The organism is Bradyrhizobium sp. C-145 (assembly GCF_023375135.1).
Taxonomy (GTDB): domain Bacteria; phylum Pseudomonadota; class Alphaproteobacteria; order Rhizobiales; family Xanthobacteraceae; genus Bradyrhizobium; species Bradyrhizobium zhanjiangense.
In genome coordinates, this window is sequence record NZ_CP088150.1 from 1372334 (window position 1) to 1393790 (window position 21457).

General features: G+C 58.9%; 12 protein-coding genes and 3 pseudogenes. 10 read left to right on the top strand and 5 right to left on the bottom strand.

Going from position 1 to position 21457, the window contains the following annotated elements:
- Positions 1-66 precede the first annotated feature (66 nt).
- Complete coding sequence (locus LRP30_RS06555; protein WP_249759735.1) at positions 67-708, bottom strand: GntR family transcriptional regulator; 642 nt, start codon at positions 706-708, stop codon at positions 67-69.
- 122 nt (positions 709-830) lie between these two features.
- Between LRP30_RS06555 and bioB the strand changes: the two are divergent.
- The 9 genes and pseudogenes from bioB to LRP30_RS06600 all read left to right on the top strand — a co-directional run bounded on the left by bioB (position 831) and on the right by LRP30_RS06600 (position 13988).
- A pseudogene (bioB, locus tag LRP30_RS06560) lies at positions 831-1879 on the top strand (biotin synthase BioB).
- Between the two features lie 125 nt (positions 1880-2004).
- On the top strand, positions 2005-3174 hold the full coding sequence (locus tag LRP30_RS06565; protein WP_249759736.1) for an 8-amino-7-oxononanoate synthase: 1170 nt from the start codon (positions 2005-2007) through the stop codon (positions 3172-3174).
- Positions 3156-3785, top strand: coding sequence for a dethiobiotin synthase (gene bioD / locus LRP30_RS06570; protein WP_249759737.1), 630 nt, complete (start codon positions 3156-3158; stop codon positions 3783-3785). The genes LRP30_RS06565 and bioD overlap by 19 nt, the downstream gene beginning before the upstream one ends.
- Positions 3785-5050 carry an adenosylmethionine--8-amino-7-oxononanoate transaminase gene (locus tag LRP30_RS06575; protein WP_249759738.1) on the top strand — a complete coding sequence of 422 codons (1266 nt, stop codon included), beginning with the start codon at positions 3785-3787 and terminating at the stop codon, positions 5048-5050. Before bioD ends, LRP30_RS06575 begins: the two co-directional genes overlap by 1 nt.
- 356 nt (positions 5051-5406) lie before the next feature.
- Positions 5407-6279 carry a 3-methyl-2-oxobutanoate hydroxymethyltransferase gene (panB, locus tag LRP30_RS06580; protein ID WP_249759739.1) on the top strand — a complete coding sequence of 291 codons (873 nt, stop codon included), beginning with the start codon at positions 5407-5409 and terminating at the stop codon, positions 6277-6279.
- Between the two features lie 12 nt (positions 6280-6291).
- Positions 6292-7143 carry a pantoate--beta-alanine ligase gene (gene panC, locus LRP30_RS06585; protein WP_249759740.1) on the top strand — a complete coding sequence of 284 codons (852 nt, stop codon included), beginning with the start codon at positions 6292-6294 and terminating at the stop codon, positions 7141-7143.
- Between the two features lie 700 nt (positions 7144-7843).
- The gene (locus LRP30_RS06590; RefSeq protein ID WP_249759741.1) at positions 7844-10948 is read left to right on the top strand and encodes an efflux RND transporter permease subunit; all 3105 of its coding nucleotides are present in this window, start codon (positions 7844-7846) and stop codon (positions 10946-10948) included.
- A gap of 210 nt (positions 10949-11158) precedes the next feature.
- Positions 11159-12049 carry a sulfite exporter TauE/SafE family protein gene (locus LRP30_RS06595; protein ID WP_249759742.1) on the top strand — a complete coding sequence of 297 codons (891 nt, stop codon included), beginning with the start codon at positions 11159-11161 and terminating at the stop codon, positions 12047-12049.
- 799 nt (positions 12050-12848) lie between these two features.
- Positions 12849-13988 carry an MFS transporter gene (locus LRP30_RS06600; RefSeq protein ID WP_249761705.1) on the top strand — a complete coding sequence of 380 codons (1140 nt, stop codon included), beginning with the start codon at positions 12849-12851 and terminating at the stop codon, positions 13986-13988.
- Positions 13989-14075: 87 nt separating this feature from the next.
- Here LRP30_RS06600 and LRP30_RS06605 read toward each other — a convergent pair.
- The 3 genes and pseudogenes from LRP30_RS06605 to gmd form a co-directional block, all read right to left on the bottom strand.
- Positions 14076-15012 (bottom strand): annotated as a pseudogene (locus LRP30_RS06605) (IS630 family transposase).
- A 297-nt stretch (positions 15013-15309) separates the two neighbouring features.
- A complete protein-coding gene (locus tag LRP30_RS06610; protein WP_276017369.1) occupies positions 15310-16314 on the bottom strand; it encodes a GDP-L-fucose synthase in 1005 nt (334 codons plus the stop codon).
- On the bottom strand, positions 16295-17380 hold the full coding sequence (gmd, locus tag LRP30_RS06615; protein ID WP_249759743.1) for a GDP-mannose 4,6-dehydratase: 1086 nt from the start codon (positions 17378-17380) through the stop codon (positions 16295-16297). The genes LRP30_RS06610 and gmd overlap by 20 nt, the downstream gene beginning before the upstream one ends.
- Positions 17381-18864: 1484 nt before the next feature.
- On the opposite strand from gmd, the gene glmS reads away from it, so the two are divergent.
- A complete protein-coding gene (glmS, locus tag LRP30_RS06620) occupies positions 18865-20691 on the top strand; it encodes a glutamine--fructose-6-phosphate transaminase (isomerizing) (RefSeq protein ID WP_249759744.1) in 1827 nt (608 codons plus the stop codon).
- Between the two features lie 454 nt (positions 20692-21145).
- On the opposite strand, the pseudogene LRP30_RS06625 reads toward glmS, so the two are convergent.
- Positions 21146-21425: pseudogene (locus tag LRP30_RS06625) on the bottom strand (transposase); the annotation flags it as partial.
- Positions 21426-21457: the final 32 nt, after the last annotated feature.

Here is a 21457-nt window from a genome sequence, read left to right on the forward strand (position 1 = left end):
CAGGACTATCTTGATATCGTGCCAGCGACGGACGCGCATGGTGCTCTGCGATTGCATTGTTGTCCCTCATAATGACGCTGGGATGGCGAGGCGCTCAATGGTTTGAATGTGACGCGCAAGCAGATCGCAGGCTTGATCGATATTGCGCGATCGTAATGCTTGCAGAATCAAGCGGTGATCCTGATTGGAGCGCGGACGCCATCCGGCACTGCGCGCCATCGCGAACACCAGTCGCGAGTTTGCGAGTTGCAGTCCATCGAGGCAGGCGAGCAATCGAGGCATTGCGCAGGGCGCCACAAGGGCGTGGTGAAATGTGCGATTCGCGATCTCGAATTCCTGAATTGTCTCCGCGTTATCTGCTTCGATCAGAGCCAGCTCAATCCGCGCCAGATGAGCCGACGTGAGTTTCGGCGCGGCATTCCGCAGCGCGACCACTTCCAGCGCGGCACGCATCTCGGCGATCTCCTTCACCGACTTCGCGTCGAGCGATGCAACGCGCACGCCGCGGCGGGGGGCGGCAACAACGAGATGTTGTGCCTCGAGTTGCCGAAAAGCCTCCCGCACGGGGACGTGGCTCGAGTTGAATTCGCGCGCGATATGGTCCTGCCGCAGCGGTGCGTCTGGTTGTAGCGCGCCGCTGATAATGCGGTGCCCGATCGAATGCGCAATGCGTTGCGCAGTTGTCGTGTTGTCGCTCAAACTCATCATAGATTATCTATCAGAAAACATCGTGCGTGGCGGCCAGACGTCAGTTAGCATACCTCAAGATGGAAGATCATAGATAATCATAATGATTATCTATAGTTTGTAGAGGAGGCCTCGTGGCTCGGATGGTCCCAAGCGCGAAAACAGAATCGGACGACGGCTACATCGAACCCGTCCGCCACGACTGGACCCTTGGGAAGGCCGAGGCGCTCTACAACGCGCCATTCTCCGACCTGATGTTCCGCGCCCAGGCCGTTCACCGCCGCCGCTTTGATCCCAATCATCTGGAGACCGCGAGCCTTCTCAGCATCAAGTCTGGCGGCTGCCCAGAGGATTGCGGTTATTGCTCGCAGAGCGCCCACTATGACACGGGGTTGAAAGCGACGCGGCTGATGGACAAGGCGGATGTGATCGCGGCGGCCGAGCGCGCGAAAGCGGCCGGCGCGACGCGGTTCTGCATGGCGGCGGCGTGGCGCAGTCCGAAGACCGCGACCTAGACCAGGTCTGCGAGATGGTCAGCGCGGTGAAGGGTCTCGGAATGGAAACCTGCGTGACGCTCGGAATGCTGACCGCTCCTCAGGCGCAGCGTTTGCGTGAGGCCGGCCTCGACTTCTACAACCACAACGTCGATACCTCGCCCGAATTCTATGGCCAGATCATCACCACGCGGATCTTGCAGGATCGTATCGACACGCTCACAGAGGTGCGCGCGGCAGGCATGAAGGTCTGCTGCGGCGGCATCATCGGCATGGGGGAGCGCGTCGTGGACCGGCTAGGCATGCTGGTGCTGCTCGCCAATCTGCCGAGCCATCCGGAGAGCGTGCCGATCAATCTCTGGAACGAGGTCAAGGGCGTGCCGATCATGGAAGCCGCGGAACGGCCCGATCCAATCTCCGTCGCGCGTCTCGTCGCGGTCGCACGCATCCTGATGCCACAAAGCGTGGTGCGGCTGTCCGCCGGACGGCAATACATGACCGACGAATTGCAGACGCTGTGCCTTCTCGCCGGCGCTAACTCGATCTTTATCGGCGACGCGCTCCTGACCACGCGCAACCCGCAGCGCGAGCGCGACGTGGAGTTGCTTGGGCGGCTCGGCATCAAGTCCAGCCTCGACCAGACGCAGCCGGTCAACACGCAATCTGCGCCGGCTAACGATAGCGTTCACAGCGATTGACGCCCAAACCGCGTCCGCCGAACTCGAGAGACGTTTTGAAGAATGTCAGGAAGAAGCGGGGCTTCGTGATTAGCGGCTGCCTGAGTGATTTGCGCAAGCACACCTTCTACACGCGGGATTGATTAATGACTCCAACATGCGCGGACAAGATGGCCACTTATCACGCCGCCTTGCGGGCCCTGAACGAGCAGGACCGGCTGCGGCGCCTAGCGCCGCGTTCCGGCATTGACTTTGGATCGAACGACTATCTCGCGCTGGCGAGTGCGCCGCGCATGAAGAAGGCTCTGGCGGCGGCGCTGGAAGCCGGCACTCCAATCGGGGCCGGCGGGTCACGACTCCTGCGCGGAAATTGCGACGAGCACGAACTCCTCGAAGCGAAGGCCGCGCACCTTTTCGGAGCCGAGACGGCGCTGTTTTTCAGCGGCGGATATGTGGCGAATTTTGCCATCCTGACGACGCTGCCTCAACGGGGCGATCTGCTGGTACTCGATTCGCTCGTGCACGCGAGCATTCACGAAGGCGCACGGTCCGGACGCGCCGAGTTTCGCGAAAGCGCTCACAACGACCCGACCTCGGTCGAAAACACAATCCGCAACTGGCGCGCGAAAGGCGGGACGGGCCGCGTCTGGATCGTGGCTGAAAGTCTATACAGCATGGACGGCGATTTCGCGCCGCTCAAGGAGCTTGTCGCAATCGCCGACAGGCATGATGCATTTCTTTTGGTAGATGAAGCTCATGCCACTGGCGTGTACGGTGAGCAGGGAAGGGGGCTGACCGCCCCCTATGAAGGGCGCGAGAACCTGGTCGTCGTTCATACGTGCGGCAAGGCGTTGGGCGCCGCCGGTGCCCTCGTCACTGCGAGCCGGGTGCTGCGCGACTTCATCGTCAACCGTTGCCGTCCCTTCATTTTTGCAACCGCCCCGTCGCCTCTGCTGGCTGTTGCCGTGCAGGAGGCGCTATCAATCTTGAAGGAGGAACCCGAACGGCAACAACGCCTGGCCAGCTTGGTCGCCTTCACACATCGGGAGATCCGCTTGCGCGGGGGCCGGAGTCCCTCCGTTTCCCAGATTGTCCCTTACATTGTCGGCGACAACGCGCGCGCCATGAAACTGGCATCGAAGCTGCAGGCTCGCGGATTCGACGTTCGCGGAATCCGACCACCGACTGTGCCGGCGGGCACAGCTCGGCTGCGAATCTCCCTGACACTGAATGTCGGAGAGAATGATGTGCGTGCGTTGCTCGATGCCTTGATGGAAGAAACCGGAAGCGAGACAAGATGGCTCGGCGATTCGTAGTCACTGGCACCGACACTGAGGTCGGCAAGACGATCTTTTCCGCAGGAGTCGTCGATTTTCTTGATGCCTATTATTGGAAACCTGTCCAGGCTGGTCTTCGAGGGGAGACCGATTCCTTAGTCGTTAAACAACTGGCTGAACTTCCCGACGATCGGATTGTGCCAGAGCGGTATCGTCTTGAAACGCCAGCGTCACCACATCTCGCAGCAGAACTCGATCGCCTTCACATCGACGCCACCTCACTCAATGTACCGGACACCGGGGATCGCCCGCTCGTGATCGAGGGGGCAGGCGGGCTGATGGTACCGCTCAATCGCAACGAACTCTATATCGACGTCTTTGCACAATGGCGGCTGCCAGTCATTCTCTGCGCGCGCACTGCCCTTGGTACCATCAATCATTCGCTGCTTTCGCTCGAGGCCTTGCACAATCGCAACATTGAAATTCTCGGTATCGCGTTCATCGGCGAAGAGAACGTCGACACCGAGAGCACCATTTGCAGGATCGGACAAGTGCGGAAGCTGGGCCGGCTGCCGCGCCTTGTTCCACTCACGGCCAACGCGCTTCGCGCGGCCTTCAAGGTCTCGTTCCGTGGTGGCGATTTCGATTGATGATGTGCAAAGCAAAGTCGCGGATCTGGCATCCGTTTACCCAACATGCGCTGCAAGGCGAGATGACAAAGATTTTGCGCGGCGAGGGTGCATATCTTTACACCGCGGATGACCGTCGCATCATCGATGCGATCGCGTCCTGGTGGGTTGTGACCCATGGCCATTGCCATCCATACATCGTGAGTGCCATTCAGAAGCAGGCGGAAAAGCTCAACCAGATCATCTTCGCGGGCCACACTCATGAACCCGCCGAAGAGGTTGCCTCCCTGCTTTTGAAACTTGCGCCCCGCGGCCTCGACTACGTCTTCTTCTCCGACAGCGGCTCGACCAGTGTGGAGGTCGCGCTGAAGTTCGCGCTCGGCTATTGGCGCAACATCGGCGAGTCGCGCTCACGCATCGTCGTGATGCAGCATTCCTATCATGGCGACACGGTGGGGACGATGTCGGTCGGCGCGCGTGGTGTGTTCAATGCGGCCTACGAACCTCTGCTGTTCGAGGTTACCTCAGTGCCGTTCCCGGCGCTGGGTCATGAACAGCCGACGCTCGACGCGCTCGAGGCCGCGTGTCGCAACGAAAATCCGGCTGCCTTCATCGTCGAACCCCTGATCCTGGGCGCTGGCGGGATGCTTATGTATCCTGCTTGGGTCCTAAATGAAATGCAACGGATCTGTCAGGCCTCAGGCGTCCTGTTCATTGCCGACGAGGTCATGACAGGCTGGGGGCGCACTGGAACATTATTCGCTTGCGAGCAGGCTGGTGTCACGCCCGACATTGCCTGCTATTCCAAGGGCCTCACGGGTGGCTCTCTTCCGCTTGCGGTGACGCTCTGCTGCGCGGAGATTTTCGACGCACACTATTCGAAAGACCGAACCCGCACCTTCTTCCACTCCAGTTCTTACACGGCAAATCCGGTGGCGTGTGCCGCTGCCAAGGCGAACCTGGATCTCTGGTGCAACCATGAGACTTACGAGCGTGTGGCCTTCGTCGCCGCAATGCAGAAACAGAAAATCGAGTCATTTCGCGCGGACGCGCGCTTCGCGAACGTCCGTCAAACTGGTACTATCACAGCACTCGAGCTGAAGGTGTGCGACGAGGGGTACCTCGCCAATATCGGGCCGAGGCTGCAGGCGTTCTTTAGCGATCGAGATCTGCTGCTGCGCCCGCTTGGCAATACGATCTATGTCATGCCGCCGTATTGTGTCACGTCGGCGGACCTCGATGAAATCTATGCTGGAATTAACGATGCAGCCGATGAGCTGGTCTAGAAGCAGGCCGGATCGGTTGCCGATCGCCACAGCCTGTCGGCGAATCTGCCGGAGTCATTGGCCACGCCCGCATGACCCAACACACCGGTCGAGAAAGTCTTCGTCTGGTGATCGCGCAACCAAAAGGAATTTCCATCCGTTCGTGGGCCATTTTCGAGGCAACGATTTCTTTTTTTCTTCCCCGGTTGACAATTTTCTTCCACGCTCCCTAGGAAGTACCAGGTGCGCAAAGGCTCAACGGTACTTCAAATGAGAAAAGTACGCTCTGCTAAACAGTCGGCGAGTTGGGTGACATCAAAGCCTTGCCACTTCGCACCGCAGAATCGAACTGAGGTCGTCGACGCGATGGGGTCCAAATGAGCCACGTTTCGCAGCAGCCGGTCGAGCGCATCACGATTCCCATGCTGCAGCGCTGGAAGCAGGACAGCCGGCGTCTCGTCATGACGACTGCCTACGACGCGGTTACGGCGCGCATCGCGGATCCTTCCGTCGACATCATTCTCGTCGGTGACAGTGTCGGCAACGTTTGCCTTGGATTTGAAAACACGCTGCCCGTGAGCGTCGCGATGATGAACCATCATCTGGAAGCCGTTGTACGCACCAAGCCTCGTGCTTTGCTCGTCGCCGATATGCCGTTTCTTAGCTTCCACCTCAGCGTCGAAGAAACCATACGCAATGCCGGCGGATTCCTGCAGCGAGGCGCAGCCGCGGTGAAACTCGAGGGCGGCGGCAAGCGTATCGAGATGGTACGTGCCCTCGTCGATTGCGAGATTCCCGTGATGGGTCATCTGGGCCTTATGCCCCAGAGCGTCAATGTCATGGGTGGCTTCAAGGTGCAGGGCCGGAAAGCGGATGAAGCGCTACGGTTGCTCGATGATGCTCACCGTCTGCAGGAGGCCGGCTGTTTCGCTTTGGTGTTGGAAGGGATTCCGGCCGAGCTTGCTGCTCGAGCAACCGATTCCTTGACAATACCGACGATCGGAATCGGCGCCGGCCCGGACTGTTCAGGGCAGGTGCTCGTGTTTCATGACGTGCTGGGCCTGACCGAGGGTCATCGCCCCAAATTCGTTCGCGCCTATGCGGAAGGCTTCCAGCAGTTGCATGATGCGCTTTTGCGCTGGGCCGCGGATGTCCGCAGTGGTGCATTCCCGGGACCCCAAGAATCCTATCGACTTCCTGAAGGGGTCGGCGAGGCAATTACCAACTGGGCGCCGTCCAACCCAACCTGATGTGAGCTCGACATGCAAACAATCACGAGGGTCGCTGAGCTTCGCCGCACTCTCGCAAAGTCCCGCAGCGCCGATCTACGGGTCGGATTCGTGCCGACAATGGGCTATCTCCACGATGGCCATCTGGCGCTGATCGCGGCGAGCCAGGCGCAATGCGACGTTACCGTCGTCAGCATCTTCGTCAACCCCACTCAGTTCGGACCAAACGAGGATCTCAGCACCTATCCGCGCGACTTCTTGCGCGATGAGGGACTGTGCCGCGATGCCGGTGTTGCGATCCTCTTTGCGCCGGATGCACAGGAAGTCTATCCGAGCCATTTCGAGACCTTCATTGAACCGGGCGACCTCGCGAAACCTCTGTGCGGAGCCTTCAGGCCTGGACATTTTCGCGGTGTCGCGACTGTCGTATGCAAGTTGTTCAACATGGTGCAGCCCGATGTCGTGTTTTTTGGCCAGAAGGATTTTCAGCAATGCGCAGTCGTGCGTCGCATGGCGGTTGATCTAAATCTCCCGATCGAGATCGTCACCGTACCAACCGTTCGCGAACAGGATGGGCTCGCGATGAGCAGTCGCAACCGGTATCTCAGCAAGGAAGAACGTCAGCGGGCCCTTGCGATCAATCGTGGACTATCCGCCGCGCTCGACGAATTTCGCTCAGGAGAGCGCAACGTAGAAAAGCTGATTGCGATCGCCAAGGGGCATTTAGAGGCAGTTGACCGGCTGCAGTATCTTGAACTTGTCGACGGTGACACGCTCAAGGCCGCCGACAATCCACTGCGACGGCCCGCGGCGCTTTGTGCGGCAGCCTACGTCGGCTCGACCCGGCTGATCGACAACGTAATACTGGTGTTGCCAACTCCGTAGCGCAATGCGTAGCCAAACCGTACGCAGCATATTGAGGTGGAAGAAGTGCTCAAGGCCACTTTTCCGACAGACGTGTCGACCTAGTAGCAAAGGGCGAACTCCGAGCCGACGTTCAGCGAGTTAGCGATGCGATAAGGGGTGGTTGCGGAATATTGTGGGGCCGAGAACTTTGCGTCTGGCAGCGCACAGTTTCGCGCGGCTGCGACCAGCGACCGTTTCGGCAAACCTTGGTATAGTGTTTGGCAGCCCATGCTATATTACCGACTTACCTTTGTAGAGTTGAGCACCGGTCAGGTCGTTTGTACTTTCGATGTCGAACCTGGATCATTCGATCGACGGGGGGCGCGAACCCTGAACTGATATCTTGCTAGAAGTCGATGCTTCCAATCGGGTGTGAAGACGAACATCTAGAGTCGGACCTTTGGCCGATTGCACGCAAAAAAAAACAGGGGCTTTATCTTGAGACGGTACCGACTATTCGAGATCGCGATCAGCGATCAGAATAGCGGAGCCAACATTCATCCGAGCGACGAAGATGGAGAAGCGGAGGATTGGGCGCGCTATGCTCAGGAACGTGTGAGCCCTTAGAGTAGCTGATAACGCTTCCCTCATACTACGGGCTTTAGCGCAGTTGCCGCATTGATGATCATTGTGCGCAAGCTGCTGGCGAATTTGCATCCCCTTTGAAATGCGAGTCGAGATGGCATTTACCGAGCTTTTCATCAAACGTCCGGTATTGTCTATCGTCGTCAGTTTGCTGATCCTGCTGATCGGCTTTCGCGCGGCCACCGTACTGCCGATCCGGCAATATCCCAAGCTAACTAGTACGGTCGTCAATATCACGACTTCCTATCCTGGCGCCTCCGCCGACATGATCCAGGGGTTCATCACCACTCCCCTGGAGCAGGCAGTGGCTTCCGCCGAGGGCGTTGACTACATCAGGTCCGCATCGGTGCTCGGTACCTCGACGATCCAAGTCTACATCAAGCTCAATTTCGATCCCAACGAAGCGCTCACCGAGGTGCTCTCCAGGGTCAACTCAGTCAAATACTTGATCCCGAAGGAATCAAACGATTCGGTCGTCACTAAGTCGACCGGTCAGGCCACCGCTGTCATGTATGTCGCCTTCTCCAGCGAGGAACTGGCGGCCAGCGCGATCTCCGACTACCTCTCGCGCGTCGTGCAACCGGTTATGTCAACCGTCGACGGCGTCGCAGCCGCAAACATCCTGGGCGGCCAGACTTTTGCGATGCGGCTATGGCTCGATACTGCGAAAATGGCAGGGCACGGCGTGTCGCCGGCTGAAGCTTCGGCTGCAATCGCCGCTAACAACTTCCAGGCCGCGGCCGGCCAGACCAAGGGCTATTTCACTATCTCCGATGTCACGTCAAACACGGATCTGCGAAGTGTCGATGACTTCAAGCGCATGATCGTCAAAGCCAATGACGGTGGCTTTGTGCGCATGGAGGACATTGCGGTAGTCGAGCTTGCCGCGCAAGCCACAGACACCAGCGTCGCAATGAACGGCGAGCACGCAGTCTTTATCGGCGTTCAGGCGAGCCCGCAGGGCAATCCATTGAACATAGTGCGAGGCGTTCGGGCGCTGTTTCCAGAAATGGAGCGTAACCTGCCGCCGTCACTGAAGTTGAAAGTGGCCTACGACTCCACCAAATTCATTCAATCATCGATCGATGAAGTGGAGAAGACGCTCATCGAGGCCGTCGTGGTCGTGGTGGTGGTAATCTTCCTATTCCTGGCCTCGCTGCGGTCGGTCATCATTCCTGTGGTTACTATTCCCTTGTCGCTCGTTGGTGTCTGCAGCATGATGCTGGCGCTGGGGTTTTCATTCAATCTCCTGACCCTCCTTGCGATGGTTCTCGCGATCGGTCTCGTCGTCGATGACGCGATCGTGGTGGTGGAGAACATTCATCGCCATTTAGAAGAGGGTGCGCCGCCCCTACAGGCTGCTACGAGGGGCGCGCGCGAGATCGTCGGCCCCGTTGTCTCCATGACAATTACCTTGGCTGCGGTATATGCCCCAATCGGATTTCTCGGCGGCCTCACCGGTGCGCTGTTCCGCGAGCTCGCGTTTACGCTAGCGGGAGCGGTAATCGTGTCGGGCGTGATCGCTTTGACGCTGTCGCCGATGATGTGCTCACTCTTCCTGAAGCGCGCTGAGGGGGGGCGGTTTGCAAGATTTGTGAACCGCGGGTTCGCCGCCATGACACGATGGTACGGCCGCAAGCTCGACCGCTCGCTCGACTATCGTCCGATTACCGGGCTGTTTGCGCTGACCATGCTGGGCCTCGTCGGCTTTCTCTATATGCATACTTCCAAGGAACTCGCACCCGAGGAGGATCAAGGTATCGTATTCGCTCTAACCAAGGCGCCGAAATACGCCAATGTCGACTACCTCGACTATTACGGTACCAAGCTCGAAAACGCGTTCCACAAATTTTCCGAGACTGATTTGAGCTTCGTGCTCAATGGCGTTAACGGCCAGCAAAGTGGCATGGCCGGCATGTTGCTCAAGCCATGGGACGAGCGCAAGCGATCATCGATCGCGCTAAAGTCCCTTGTCCAGGCCGAGCTGTCCAAAATCGAAGGCATCAACGCGTTTGCCTTTAGCTTGCCGCCGCTTCCGGGCGGTTCGGATGGCCTACCAGTGCAGATGGTGATCAATTCGACGCTTGGCTTCCAATCCGTCTACGAGCAGATGTCGAAGCTGAAGGAAGCCGCGCGGAAGAGCGGTCTATTCATGGTCAGCGACTCCGACCTCGAGTTCAACCAGCCGGTTGTACGAATCAAGGTTGATCGATCCAAGGCCAACGAGCTTGGCATCACCATGCAGACCATCGGTAACGCGCTCGCCACCTTGCTTGGCGGAAACTACGTCAACCGCTTCAATTTGCAGGGCCGCTCCTACCAGGTGATCCCGCAGGTGCCACGCGAGGAACGCCTGGCGCCGCAAGCAATCGGGAACTATTATGTGAAGACTGCGGCGGGCTCGATGCTCCCGCTGTCCACCGTAGTCTCCATCGAGACTGCGACTGATCCGAACGCGCTCACCCACTACAACCAGCTCAACTGCGCGACCTTTCAGGCAGTGCCGATGCCAGGCGTCACGATCGGTCAGGCTGTGGACTTCCTGGAAGCTGAGGCAAAGAAACTGCCCGCAGGCTTCAGCCACGACTTCCTCGCCGACGCCCGCCAATATGTGCACGAGGGTAACCAACTGGCGATTACGTTTGCATTTGCACTCATCATCATATTCTTGGTGCTTGCGGCGCAGTTCGAAAGTCTGCGCGATCCTCTCATCATCATGATTAGCGTGCCGATGGCAATCGTCGGCGCCTTGATCCCGCCATTCTTTGGCTGGGCGACTATGAACATCTACACCCAGATCGGACTGTTGACACTGGTCGGGTTGATTTCCAAGCACGGCATCCTGATGGTTGAGTTCGCCAATGAGCTGCAGGTCAAGGAGAGACTTGACCGTCGCTCAGCTATAGAGATGGCGGCGCGCGTCCGACTGCGTCCAATCTTGATGACCACGGCGGCGATGGTCACGGGCTTGATACCCTTGTTGACCGCAACGGGAGCTGGCGCTGCGAGCCGCTTTTCGATCGGGCTCGTGCTCGTCGCTGGCATGTCTGTCGGCACGCTGTTCACGCTCTTCGTGCTGCCGGCGGTCTATGTCGCGATCGCGTCCGATCACCGTGCCGATGCGAGCTCCGGCCGGGCGACGATCGCTGCCGAGCTCGACCTCACCGGCGCTGCTGATGCCTCGATGGCGAAGCAATGATGATAAGATCAGTTTCGCTCAGTGTGGTGTGAGCGAAGGAGCCTGCGACCGCTTCACGCTCCCTCGCGTATCGAGATTGTCACGCCCGTGGTGCCGAGCTTGGCGACCATCAGGTGCTCGGCGAAGAATACATCGGCGATACGCGGTCCAATGGCCACGCTGGTTCCTGACGCGTGACCCGATGCCCTCCGGAGTGGGAAAGTTAAGGAAATGCCTGAGTTTGATGCTGCTATGTGGTTTCTGGCCGCAACGACGTGTTTTGCGGCCTTTGTGAATGGAGCCATCGGCTACGGCTTTTCGTCGCTCACTGTACCCCTTGCGCTGGTTTTCTACACCAATCGCATTCTCAACCCCGCCATTGTCATCATCGAGGTCTTCGTTAACGTTTACGTCCTCCTCATCAATCTGAAGGGCGTGCCGGTGGTTTGGAGACGAGTGCTTCCCATCTTGCTTGGACTCTTGCCGGGCATTGCGCTCGGCGGCTATGCGTTGACCTCGCTCCAGCCGGGCTGGATCAAATTCGCCACCTACACGATCATTCTGCCCCTGATCCTGCTGCAAGCTGCGGGTTGGCGCCGCCCTATCGAAGCAAGCTGGCTGATCGGCCTGCCATTCGGGTGGATGCTGGGCATCCTCTATTCGGTGACGACTATCTCCGGCCCTCCCTTAGCGATGCTGTTTAACAACCAGGGCCTGGTCAAACACGAATTTCGCGCCGGCCTAGCCCTGGTTCGCGTGGCGGAATCGAGCGTGACCGCCTTCGTCTACTATCAGCTCGGCTTGTTCATTTCCGAAAGCGGTAGCTTGCTCTATGTTTTTATACCCAGTGTCATGGTCGGCATCCCGCTGGGGTCCTACGTCATTCGCCGGCTTGATCCGGAGATATTCCGACGCATCTGCATGAGCTTTGATGCTTGGATCGTGGGCTTCGGTTTGTCACGAGTGCTCATCGAGCTCGATCTAGTGCAGAGCGCCTGGGCTTATAGCGTGATGGCGGCGGCGATACTGATCGATCTCTGCCTGTTATACTTGTTCCTTACCACGCACAATCCGATTTGGTCAGAGCGACGGTCTCGGAAAACTGCGGATATAAGCGCTTGAACGATGCCGGCGGGCACCTCGGTATTGAGTGCGCCGGCGTCCTGGACCTAACCGATGCCGCCCCTTCGGCGGCAACAACGATGGCATGGAAATCAGGTTGATTGCTCCAAGACAGCCCAGCGCACCGTCGCCGGGAATTCGGGATCACAGGACAGCCTTGAACTTTTGGAGGCTGATGTTGTCGCCATGCCATTCAAAGTGGCTGTGGTCGCCGACGGCGAACGCTAGTTCAGAACAAACGGATCACTCGAGACACGACACATCAAATGCGGCGCGGGGGACCACCTGGCCGCCTGAAACCGGGAATAATCGAGTATCAAAAGTGTCAGGCCGACGTTGACGGCTTGCGCGTGATAGCGGTGCTCGTCGTGATCTCGCGTCTCAGCGACGTTGCTCGTGATGAGAGCTTCCGATTGGCTGCAAAGCTATCGGAAATCCTACGGCCGTGTTCGCGCCAAGTACCAGAGGCGTCGGGCGCTGTTGGCTTTGTAGGCTTTGCAACACAAGCCATTGAGCGTTGCGCCTCCAGCTGTCGCAGACCAGCAACAACTGCCAACCCCCGCATAGCTAGCTCATCCGGCAAAGATCAGCCGAAACACCGGGTCCAGGGGCTCGACGATCACGCCTATTTGTCGCTCGCCCTGTGACGTAGTCGAGTTTTTGTAGCGGCATCGCATTTGCAAGGCTGAAGAATGTCAACTTGAGGCCATCATCGTCGAGCCGCGGGCCGCTCGCAGGCGGCGCATCGCAGGATGAGTGGCGCCGCGCTCACGAGGCCGTTCTCTCAGGAGCGCTCGTGATACCATCTGCCAATTGGTCTGCCGGCCTGCTTGCGACGCGGCTCGCATTCTTTGTGGCCGGATTCGGCCTCGCGGCCTGGGCGCCTTTGGTGCCCCTCGCGAAGGAGCGGCTTGCGGTGGATGACCACATGCTTGGTCTTCTGCTGCTCTGTCTCGGCACGGGATCCGTCATCGCTATGCTTTTGAGCAGCCTGTCGAATGCGTGGTACGGCAGCAAGCCCATTATCCTCGCGGGTGGACTTGGACTCGCGATCATCCTGCCGTGGCTTGCAATTGCCGACACACCTCTCAGCCTCGGTGCCACGCTGTTTGCTTTCGGCGTTTCACTCGGCTCGATCGATGTAGCCATGAACATTCATGCGATTGAATTGGAGCGCGCCACCGGCCGTCCATTGATGTCCGGCTTCCACGCCCAGTACAGCCTTGGGGAATTCACCGGCTCTGCCGCCGTGACCTCGTTCCTCTCGTTGCAGCTTGGCCCGCTTTTTTCGACGTTCCTCTGTTCGGCGTTAATGACGATCGCGATTGTGTCGGCTTGGCTGGGTTTGCTCGGGACGGGTTCGAGGCAGCAGGGGCCATTGTTTGTCTTGCCCCATCGCAGTGTAATGCTGATAGCTGTGCTCGCGGCTATCACCTTTCTTGTTGAAGGTGCAATGCTCGATTGGAGCGCTTTGCTTCTCGTTGAACGAGATCTCCTCGCTGAGGCGCACGGGGGCATTGGTTGTATGCTCTTCTCAATCGCCATGACAGCAGGGCGTCTCAGCGGAGATGCCGTGGTGGCGCGAATCGGCGACCGTGCCACATTGATGCTCGGGACTCTGCCGACCGTGACGGGCTTCTTGGCCGTAGTGGCCGCGCCCGTTGCGTTGATTGCTATGGCGGGGTTCCTGCTTATTGGATTGGGTATTTCAAATGTTGTACCCGTACTGTGTCGGCGCGCCGGCAAACAGAAAGTGATGCCAGCAGGCGTTGCGATCGCGGTCATCACGACAGCCGGCTACGCGGGTATACTCGTCGGGCCCGCCGGCATCGGGCTCGTCGCACACATGTTAGGCTTGCCCTTGGCGTTCGCGTTGTTAGGCGCGCTCATGTCCATCGTTACATTGTCGGCCAGGATCATGATGATAGACCCCCGCTAAGCCGGTGGTCGAGAGGAAAGGGACACCAGCACGCTTCCGGTTAATGATCGTCCACCGCTCGGCGTAGAGGCTTAGAGCGTGATGTTTTTATACGGAAACATACCCTGAATTTTTGAGATAGTTGGCGCACTCCTCCTTGGAGAAGAGGTCGAGGAGTTCGCCGACCTTGCGCCAAGTCGCTTCGACATCACGTGTCTGGGCGGCTCGCATCAGGTGTTTGAGCTTGGCGAAGACCTGCTCGATCGGGTTGAGGTCGGGGCTGTAGGGCGGCAGGAAGAGCAGATGTGCTCCTGTGGCACGGATGGCGTTGCGCGCCGCCTTGCCCTTGTGACTGCCGAGATTATCGAGGATGACGAGTTCACCTTTTGCGAGGGTCGGCGCCAGTACCTGTTCGATATAAAGGGTGAAGAGCTCGCCATTGATTGGGCCGTCGATGACCCATGGCGCGCTGATCCGATCGTAGCGCAGCGATGAAGGTCATGGTCTTCCAATGGCCGAAAGGCGCAGACGCCTGGAGACGTTGCCCGCTCGGCCCCCAGCCTCGCAGCGGCGCCATGTTGGTTTTGATCCAGGTCTCGTCGATAAAGACCAGGCGCGAAGCGTCGATCCTGCCCTGATGCGTCTTCCAGCGCGCCCGTTTACGGGCGATATCGGGACGATCTTGTTCGGCCGGCAGGACCGTTTTTTTTGAAGCTCAGCCCTTCGGCGTGAACGAACGTCCACACCGCCCGCACGTCTGTCTTGGTCCCCGCGCAGCCAGTTCCTCCGTCAGCTTCCGCAAAGTGAATGGGCCGGAGTGAATGCGTTTGCGCAGCCAGTCGGCATTGGTGCCGGACAGAACCGGCTTCTTGTGACCGCCGATCTTGCCGGGAGAAACGCCTCCGGTCTCCCGCCGCAGATTCTTCCACTTCGTCACACAGGAAGGGCTGATCTGAAGCGCTTCTGCGATCGAACGAACGGTCTCGCCCGCGTCAGCTGGCGCAAGAGCGCGTTCGCGAATGTCTTCCGAAAACGGTCGCGTCATCCATGCTGGCCTCCGCTTTCCAGCATGGAGCTTGAATCAGAAATCCTCCCCGCAGGGAATCCCGATTCCGGCAAAAAACAACATGCTCTAGAGCCGATGAGCGACTCAATGTGATGGCAGCACATCGATCATTACCATTCTCCTTTTGCTGCAGTCGTTGCTGCGTCGTAGCTAGGATACACCGCGTCACACTCGGGTTCTTGGCGTCCATCTGAGCGCGGTTGTTGACGTTCAACATTTGTCGACTGCGAAGCAAAATTTATCGTTATTGAGCGGCGAGTCACCTACGCTGGAGGTTCACCGCCGATTGATACGTAGGATCGGCCCCTTATCGTGAACAAGCAGATCACTCTGGTGCTGTCCGCTATCGGCGCGATACGCCCGGTATGCCAGCTGAATGCCGTCCTCGAGCGACGTCGTGGCGCGCCAGCCGAGCGCGGACAGCCGCCCGATGTCGAGCAGCTTGCGGGGCGTGCCGTCCGGGCGCGACGGGTCGAAGCTGATCTCACCGCGAAAACCGACGGCGGCCGCGACCATGAGTGCGAACTCGGCGATGCTGATGTCCTCGCCGGTGCCGATATTGACCAGTTCCGGCGAGGAATAGGTCTTCATCAGATGGATGCAGGCGTCGGCGAGATCGTCGACATAGAGGAATTCGCGGCGCGGCGTGCCGGTGCCCCACACCACGACGTTGCCGCCGCCCGATATCTTGGCCTCGTGAAAGCGGCGGATCAGCGCGGCGACGACGTGGCTGTATTCGGGGTGATAGTTGTCGCCGGGGCCGTAGAGATTGGTCGGCATCACGCTGATGAAATCGGCGCCGTACTGGCTGCGATAGGCCTCGGCCATTTTGATGCCGGCGATCTTGGCGATGGCATAGGGTTCGTTGGTCGGCTCCAGCGGGCCGGTCAACATCGAATCCTCTCGCAGCGGCTGCGGCGCCAGGCGCGGATAGATGCAGGAGGAGCCGAAGAACATCAGCTTCTCGCATCCATTGGCATGGGCCGCTTGGATCACGTTGCTCGATATCGCCAGATTGTCGTGCAGAAACTCGGCGCGCAGCGTGTTGTTGGCGACGATGCCGCCGACCTTGGCGGCGGCGAGGAACACGGCCTGCGGCCGCTTCGCGGCAAACCAGGCATTCACCGCGGCCTGGTCGCGCAGGTCGACCTCGTTGTGCGACACCGTCAAGAGATTGGCCTGTTCGCGTGCCAGCCGGCGCATCAGCGCCGCGCCGACCATGCCGCGGTGGCCGGCGACGAAAACCGTCTTGCCCTTCAGTTCAAACGCAGTGCTTGCCATTGGCTGCGTCCTGCCTGGCTTCGACGAGATCGCTGGCGAGCATTTCCTTCACCAACTGCGAGAACGGCGTCCTCGGCGCCCAGCCCAGTTTCGCGCGCGCCTTGCTGGCATCGCCGATCAGGAGATCAACCTCGGTCGGACGGAAATAGGTCGGATCGATCTGCACCAGGGTCTTGCCGGATGCCTTGTCGAGGCCGACCTCCTCGACGCCCTTGCCGCGCCATTCGATGCTGCGCCCGACCCCGGCAAACGCCAGCTCGACGAACTCGCGGACCGACCGAGTCTCGCCGGTCGCGAGCACGAAGTCGCCGGGCTCGTCGACCTGCAGGATCCTGTGCATGCCCTCGACATAGTCGCGGGCATGGCCCCAGTCACGCTTGGCGTCGAGATTGCCGAGATAGAGCGTGTCCTCGATCCCGACCTCGATGCGGGCGATGCCGCGGGTGATCTTGCGGGTGACGAAGGTCTCGCCGCGGATCGGGCTCTCGTGATTGAACAGGATGCCGTTTGAGGCAAACATGCCGTAGGCTTCGCGGTAGTTCACGGTGATCCAGTAGCCGTAGAGTTTCGCCACGCCGTAGGGCGAGCGCGGATAGAACGGCGTGGTCTCCTTCTGCGGAACTTCCTGCACCAGGCCGTAGAGCTCGGAGGTGGAGGCCTGATAGAAGCGCGTCTCATTCTCCATGCCGAGGATGCGGATCGCCTCAAGCAGCCGCAGCACGCCGATCGCGTCCGCGTTGGCGGTGTATTCCGGGCTTTCGAAGCTGACGCCGACATGGCTCTGCGCGGCGAGGTTGTAGATCTCGGTCGGCCTGATCTGCTGCATGAGCCGGATCAGGTTGGTCGAGTCCGTCATGTCGCCATAGTGCATCAGGAACGGCACCTCGCCGACATGCGGGTCCCGGTAGAGATGGTCGACGCGAGCGGTATTGAAGGAGGACGACCGCCGCTTGATGCCGTGCACGACGTAGCCGAGACCGAGCAGATACTCGGCGAGATATGCGCCGTCCTGCCCGGTGACGCCGGTGATCAGCGCAACGCGCCGCTTTGAGTCCTGAGCCGCCATGGTCTCTCTTAGTTGCGCCGGAAAGAAAGCCTCCCTGTGAAACGCTATTGCGAAGCCGATTCTCAAGAAATCTAGATGCGCAAGCGCGCTCCACCCGCAATTAGAGGAAAGCGATCGTTAGCTCCAGTCATACACATCATGTAGGAATGCACACTATATACATTGATTTAAGTTGGACTGGAGGACGCCAACAGATTGAGCTTAGAAAATGAAAGTCAGCTAAGCCTCGCAACCTGCGTGGTATCCGTGATGGCCCTAAGCAGGCGGGATGGATGGAAAATGCTGTTACGGGCGCGCTTATCCCCGGGGCGATATTTCCAATGAGATAGAAGCCGACGGTATGTGTTCCTTATCTATCCTCAGGCGCATGTACGCACTCGCGTGGTCTCGTCATGGCTTGGGAGAGCGACGAGCTGAGGCCGCAGTCGTCAATGCATTTGTCGGAGTGAAGGGATGCAAGCCAGCACGCAGTCAAGCCTGCGCATCGTAGTCTACAAAGCGCCCGTACCGTTAACTTGCGAACAGAGCACCCCGTCTTGGGTCGATTCATCACCCGTGATCAGAGACGTTGCCAATATCCAACTCGCGGCAGGCAGTGGACGGTCGACGAAAGACAAATGAGAAAGAGTAGCAAACGTTGGTATAGATCCTCGAACGTATCGATATCGAAAGTTTACGTTTGTACAATAGAGTTTCGACGCCAATCGCTTAGTCTCGACGAACGTAACGTGCCTCGGTCCGAGTATGATGAGCCTCTTAAACCCGCGCCGGCAAAATGTTTCCAGTGACACAGGACAATTCACGCTAGAGCGGCTGCGCAAATATATCGGCGCCAGACTATGTAGAAGCCATATCTCCCGAATGGAGCGCAGCCGAGACGGAACGTGAACCTCTCGAAAGGTCTATCAGTGAGACGCAAGGACTCAGTTACTCTCACATCCACTGCCGCTCGGTTCGCCGGTATCGCTGCTCACTTTCCTGGAATTTGAGCTGCATTCGTGAAATGGCTCATCAGTGATGATGAGCCAAACAAGACAAGATGTTTTATCGTAGGATAATTGGCCTGCCGATCTGGTTCGAATGTCCTCATCTATGGAGCCAGACTATTTGCGCGATGTATCCTCGCATCGGCTTGTGGCGACGACGACAGCTATCGTCGCAACCGCGCGATTCTGTTCGTGTCGGGATTGGATGTCGCGCCACGCTGCAAGCGCACCTGCATATCTGGCTCTCTTCGAAGCGGTCACGCTTTTCGCGGCCGCATTGCAGTTTGTACACGATAGGCAGCCAAAAGCGGAATGCAGCCAGGCGAAGCGATGATGGCTGAAAGAGATCTAACTCACGCTTGTGAACGCGGCGGCGATAGCGCCGGCCGCGACAAATCCCGAACTTGACGTCTGTTATCATCGGGCAAGCGAATTTCATAACGGGGTTCCTGTAAGGGGGAACGTCGGGCTTCTTTAACTTGGGCAGCATTGATCCATATGTGTGGAATTGTCGGCATCTTGGGGCGTGGCCCGGTCGTTGGGCAGTTGGTCGCGTCGCTTAAGCGATTGGAATATCGTGGCTACGACTCCGCAGGCCTCGCTACTCTCGAAGGTCTCCGCATCGAGCGGCGACGCGCTGAAGGTAAGCTAAGAAACCTTGAGGAGCGGCTGCGCTATTACCCGCCGTCGGGTCGTACCGGTATTGGTCACACCCGCTGGGCAACTCATGGAAAGCCGACCGAGAGCAATGCTCATCCGCATGCGACGGAAAATGTAGCGGTCGTTCATAACGGGATTATTGAGAATTTCAGCGAGCTGCGAGCCGAGCTGGAGCGGAATGGAGCCCATTTTGACTCAGAGACGGACACCGAGGTGGTGGCACATCTCGTCGAATCGTATCTCAAGAACGGCTACTCGCCGCAGGATGCGGTACAAGCTTCGCTGCCGCGGCTGCGCGGTGCCTTCGCGCTGGCATTCCTTTTCAAGGCGCACGACGATCTTTTGATCGGCGCGCGCAAGGGGTCGCCCCTTGCGATCGGACATGGTAACGGCGAAGTGTATCTAGGATCGGACGCGATCGCGCTCGCGCCTTTGACCGACAAGATTACCTATCTTGAAGACGGCGACTGGGCCGTGCTTACGCGCACGATGTGCGTGATTTATAGCGCAGACGGCTCCGTCGTCCAGCGGGAAACAACAAAGTCTGGCGTATCGTCACTCCTTGTGGACAAAGCGAATTATCGCCACTTCATGGCCAAGGAAATCCACGAGCAGCCGACCGTGGCCGGCAAGACATTAGCGCATTATCTCGACATGGCGGCCAAGCGTATCGCCCTGCCGCTCACATTGCCGTTCGACTTTAAATCCATTCAGCGCATCTCAATTACCGCGTGCGGCACGGCGAGCTATGCCGGGCACATCGCCAAATACTGGTTCGAGCGGCTGGCGCGCTTGCCTGTCGAGATCGATGTAGCGTCCGAGTTCCGCTACCGGGAGGCGCCTCTGCGCCGGGGCGATCTCGCCATCGTCATCTCGCAGTCGGGCGAAACCGCTGACACACTGGCCGCGTTGCGATACGCCAAGGGGCAGGGCGTGCACACGATATCAGTGGTCAACGTCCCGACCTCGACAATTGCGCGCGAGAGTGAATCCGTTCTGCCGACGCTGGCAGGGCCAGAAATCGGCGTAGCCTCCACAAAGGCATTCATCTGCCAGCTGATCGTATTGGCGGCGCTTGCCGTCTCAGCAGGCAAAGAGCGCGGTAAGCTGTCTGAGATCGATGAGTCGAAGCTCGTGCGTGAGCTTATCGAAGTGCCGCGATTGATTGCTGCGGCGCTGTTGATCGAGCCGCAGATCGAGAAGCTCGCGCGTTATATCGCCGACTCGAGGGACGTGCTCTATCTCGGTCGTGGCACATCGGCCCCCCTGGCGTTGGAGGGCGCACTCAAGCTGAAGGAAATTTCCTATATCCACTCAGAAGGTTATGCCGCCGGCGAGCTCAAGCACGGACCGATCGCACTGATCGATGAGGCCGTGCCTGTGGTGGTGATCGCGCCTTACGACCAGGTCTTCGAGAAGACCGTCTCGAATATGCAAGAAGTTGCCGCCCGGGGCGGCAAGATCATTCTGATCACCGATGCGAAGGGTGCTTTGGAAGCGACGGTGGACACACTCATGACCATTGTGCTGCCGGAGATGGTCGCAAGCTTTACGCCGATAGTCTATGCCATTCCGGTTCAGCTCCTGGCTTACCATACCGCCCTCGTAAGGGGCGCGGACGTGGACCAGCCGCGTAATCTAGCAAAATCGGTGACCGTCGAATGAGGCCGCAGTGTTAGTATCGGAGCATTGAGGCCTCGGCGTCGAGCCGTTGGGCTTGCGTTTGGTCGCGTCGATTTCGTGGGGACGGAACCGGACAAGTTCTCGATCTTGCTGTATCCGAAGTTGTTCGTAGCTGCCGTATGGTTGCGCGACTCAGGCCGTGCTCAGCTGAGCGGCGAGACGACGACGTCACTATGGCGTGGGCGAGCTCAGAAGGAGAACGATCCCGGCATCAACAGGTCAATCATAGACCGATCCAGCTAAAGAGCTAGATTCCGTCGTGCTTACGTCATCACGTCAGGACACCAATGTTAAGAAACCGATTTCAGCGGTGATTGGTCGCTGAGGGCAGCGATGATGGTGGTCAGGAAGAGACGCGAAAGAGTCCTCAGCCAGGCGAGGATGCGGCGGAAGTTATGGCCGACGGCAGAGAGGATGACGTTGGCGGCATCGCCGGACCGGTGAAGTACTGGAAATACGGGTCGTGGAGCCAGCGCTCGCACACTCGCTCATCGGACAGGCCGTAAATGTGCTTGAGCAGCAGCAGCCCGATCACAAAGCGGGTCGCGATCCCGGCCGGCCGTTCTCGCTGTACAGCGGCGCGATCTTGCCGTCGATCAGTCCCAATCGACCTTGCCGGCGAGCTGAAGCAGCGCGTGCTTCATATAGATGATCTGGTCCAGCCTGGCCCAGAACAGATCGCCCGATCCCGTCGTCCTGTGCTTCTCCGGTCGCATCGCCACCTCCGATGCGACGACGGAATCATGGC